Genomic DNA, 3,772 nt, shown 5'->3' on the forward strand with positions numbered 1-3,772 from the left:
CGATTATTGCAGTGTATTTAAATCTATTGTCATCAAAATATCGGGAAGGTTGGATAGTTGAGTACACAAACAAAACTCATTTTCTGATAGTTTTTGTAGGTTTTTAACGATAGTCGTTCTGTGAATTCCCGAGACATACTCTGAAAATGCTTTGATAGTTTTTATTGGCGTTAGTGTTCTAACTTGTGCGAACTTAGATAACTCCTCCGAACAGTTAAATCCTAAACTATTTATAGAATTAGTGAGTATACTATTAAGTGCTGTTAGCATGGAGGTTTCACCGTTTTTTAACGAGTTATTCAAGCACTACATATTTCTATTTTTTGGTTTTAAAGTTAATATTGTTAAATCACACTATCAGTATTTTAAAGTTAAAATCAGACCATAGTGGGATGGAAATTGTATAAAAGAATATTAAACAATATACTTAAATTTATAAATAAAGAACAACAAATTATAAGCAAATAATCAAATGAAAATTAAAAAAAGAAGATTAATTTATTCTACAGTTTCAACTTCTTCTTTTGCTTCTTCTACGTATCCTTCAGTTTCTTTTTTACCGAACTCTAAAACCTCTGATTTATATATTATGACACTTTTCATTGGGAAGATTTTTTTGCATTCTCCATAGATATTACTTGCCATCTCTCCCATCAACATTGCTTGGACGTATTCTGGGAATGTCTTTTCTTTTGACATTGCTTTTATAATTTCTATCATTTTCTTCCTAATCTGAGTTTTCTGATTTGCTCTTGCCCTAACTGCTGTTAAAGTCATTGCTTTAACTCTAACCTTGTAACCATCTTTTGTTCTAACATCAACGATGGCATCAATTCTACTTCTCCTTCTTCTAATTTGTGATTTTAAGTATTCTCTTGTTGTATTATGCCCAATGAATTGAGATACAGCGTTTGTTCCACTAACCCCATAGATTTTGAAGTAAACTCTAATCATGTGTTTTGTTGGGTCATTTGTTAAATCCCTCAAACTTACCTCTGCAACTCTACCAATGACTAAAGATGGGTCACTTGCTGGTGTTTGTCCAATTAAAACTCCACCGAACTCTGGGGCTGTGTGTATGTTATACCATACTTTAGTTTTCCATGTATCTTTTGCCTTTCTTCCTTTAACAGTTCTTGCTTTCATTTTTACCATGCTATACACCTCAGGTGTTATTCTTCAATATCTGGAAGATACTTAGTTAAGTCAATATATCTTCTCGTAGGTTTTATTAAATTTGCATACATTCTTTTTATATTTTTAGCAACATCTTTCTTAGCATTTCCCTTTTCAGTTTTTATTAACTTAATCCTAAAAAATCCATTTTTGATTCTATATACATTATCAACTTCAAATACATAATCCATTGGAACAAAGATATACACAGAGTAAGTTTTTTTCCCATCATTTATTGATATACCCAATTTTTTTGGAATATCTAAGGATTTTGCCCATATTGTTTTAATATCATCAACTTTTGATGAAGAGACTCTTTTACCATCATCAGTATCTATTGTAGTGACTTCTATCCTCTCCCCATCAACTTCCAACTCCTCACCAACTTCAACAACTTCTCCCATTGGTAATTGAACAACTTTTCTCTCAGATTCATCAAACCTACTTATTATCACACTAATGTCTTTTAACTTTACGCTGAACTCTACTTCATGAATTGTATTGCATTCTAAGCATTTGACAACATATTTAGCATATTTTTTTGATTCTTTTGATTTTAATATTTCATGAGGGGTTAGATCCCCACAAACGGGACATTCAAAATATTCCATCTCACATCACTTCCAAAAACATAACCTATAAGTTAGGGCAATTGCCCATTTTTATTTACTTTTTCTTTTTCCTCTTTCTCTTACCCTTCACTTGTGGGACAACAACTCTAACTTTTACATTTGTTGCTTTTTCTAAGAACTCCTCGTATGTGAATGAAACTTCATCATCACTACTTATAACTCCTCTATTCTTTAAGTATTCTTTTGCCATTAGGTAGTATATCAATGAAACTGCCTTTCTACCTTTGTTGTTTGTTGGAACTACAAAGTCGATAAATGATGTTAAGTGCTCTGTGTCACACAAACCAACGATTGGAATACCTATTTCAATTGCCTCTTTTAATGCCTGCCTATCAACTCTTGGGTCACTTATGAATAAAACTTCTGGTTCCAAAAACCCTTTGTATGCCGGGTTTGTTAATGTTCCTGGAACAAATCTTCCAGCGATTGTTTTAATCCCAGTGATTTGCCCAAATTTCTCCAATGGCCCCATTGTGTAAATTCTTCTTGAAACTGCCAATATATCTTCTGGTTCATAGTTTGCTAAGAACTTTGCTGCTAATCTTAACCTTTCATCAGTTTTCCTAACATCTAAAACATACAATCCATCTGACCTAACTCTGTAAATGAATTTCTTCATGTCTTCTGTTTTTTGCTGAGTTCCGATGTGAATACCTGATGCTAAATAGGTGTCTAATGGTACTAACATGTTGTTTTCCGCCATGTTTTTCACGCCTCCAAAATAGTGGTTTTTATGGCTTATAAAACAAGCCAAAAACGTATATAAAAATTAAAAGTTGGAATAACATCCATGATATGACAAATTAATGTATATAAAATTTACGCAATTGGGCAGTAGTTGCTAATTATTTACCTTTTCTTCCATGTGCTTTTATACTTGGTCTTACTTTTTCAGCACCTTTACCTTTGTTTCTTAATCCCCTTCCTTTCTTACCAGCGGATGTTAAACCTCTAAATGCCCTACCTTTGTGTTTTCCTGTACAAATCCAATTTAAGTTCTTATCTGCTTTGATTACTGGGTGGTGTGGGTCAACTAAGATAACCTCATACCACTTGTACTTACCATCTTCTCCAACCCAGTATGAGTTGAGAACTTCCATGTTTGGATATTTTCTTGCCGCTCTTTCCTCAGCGATTCTTTGGATGGACTTACCCATTGTTATTTTTTTAACTCCAAGTGTTGCAGGTTTCTTTGAACCTGTTGGTCTTTGTTTTCTCAATCCACCTCTTCTCACCCTAACTCTAACAACAACAATTCCTTGTTTTGGTTTGTATCCCAAATTTCTTGCCCTATCTAATCTTGTAGGTCTCTCGATTCTTACAACACTTGGTTCCCTTCTCCATTGTTGCATTCTTTCCCATAACAATTGCTTGACATAACTGTCTTTAGGTCTTTTCCATGCATCTCTAATGTATTTATAAACTCCCATCTGTATCCCTCATGCTTTGTGTTTTCTTCCATCTCTGTTTATGGGTTCGGCTTTTCAGCCACATACCCTTACAGGAGGTCGGCCTCCTGTTACTAAGTTTTATCGCTTTAGAAATGTTTGTATTATTATTCTATTTCTAAATCCTTAGGTGGCTTCATTTTATGTGGTTTTAATATATTAATTTAACGGTTTTTATATATGCAGAATTATGAGTATACGGTAGTTCCCATCAAATAGATAAATATATAACTATATGATTATAGATTACTACAAAAAATAGTTGGAGGTAATAACATCGTAGATAAATCTAAAATTCCGAGAATTAAGCGTTTAATAAATCTTATGCGAGCTAAGTTTTACCTAATAGTCGTCAAATACAAATCGCCATACACACGCAGAGAGAAAATATCTCTCTTAGACTTAATAATCTTTTCGGTTCTTTGTATGATATACTTTTTCGGGAGTTTATAAGAGGGATTATGAAATACTAATCGAATATTTAGGACTATTTACAAAAATTAGATATAACAAGAT

The 3,772-nt window shown here is 32.9% G+C and carries 5 protein-coding genes; all 5 read right to left on the reverse strand.

Translation table 11 applies throughout. The annotated features are described in order from the left end of the window. Positions 1 to 3: 3 nt before the first annotated feature. The 5 genes from METFODRAFT_RS09295 to METFODRAFT_RS09315 all read right to left on the reverse strand — a co-directional run bounded on the left by METFODRAFT_RS09295 (position 4) and on the right by METFODRAFT_RS09315 (position 3,238). On the reverse strand, positions 4 to 270 hold the full coding sequence (locus METFODRAFT_RS09295) for a hypothetical protein (protein ID WP_394296035.1): 267 nt from the start codon (positions 268 to 270) through the stop codon (positions 4 to 6). A 228-nt stretch (positions 271 to 498) separates the two neighbouring features. Continuing rightward, the gene (locus METFODRAFT_RS09300; protein ID WP_007045362.1) at positions 499 to 1,155 is read right to left on the reverse strand and encodes a 30S ribosomal protein S3ae; all 657 of its coding nucleotides are present in this window, start codon (positions 1,153 to 1,155) and stop codon (positions 499 to 501) included. A gap of 17 nt (positions 1,156 to 1,172) precedes the next feature. After that, complete coding sequence (locus METFODRAFT_RS09305; RefSeq protein ID WP_007045363.1) at positions 1,173 to 1,787, reverse strand: HVO_0476 family zinc finger protein; 615 nt, start codon at positions 1,785 to 1,787, stop codon at positions 1,173 to 1,175. Positions 1,788 to 1,842: 55 nt separating this feature from the next. Further along, positions 1,843 to 2,511 carry a 30S ribosomal protein S2 gene (gene rpsB / locus METFODRAFT_RS09310; protein ID WP_007045364.1) on the reverse strand — a complete coding sequence of 223 codons (669 nt, stop codon included), beginning with the start codon at positions 2,509 to 2,511 and terminating at the stop codon, positions 1,843 to 1,845. Positions 2,512 to 2,653: 142 nt separating this feature from the next. Further along, positions 2,654 to 3,238 (reverse strand): 50S ribosomal protein L15e, encoded by a 585-nt coding sequence (locus tag METFODRAFT_RS09315; protein ID WP_007045365.1) that lies wholly within the window; start codon positions 3,236 to 3,238, stop codon positions 2,654 to 2,656. Positions 3,239 to 3,772: the final 534 nt, after the last annotated feature.

Origin of the sequence: Methanotorris formicicus Mc-S-70, from assembly GCF_000243455.1 — an archaeon.
Classification (GTDB): domain Archaea; phylum AGJL01; class Methanococci; order Methanococcales; family Methanococcaceae; genus Methanotorris; species Methanotorris formicicus.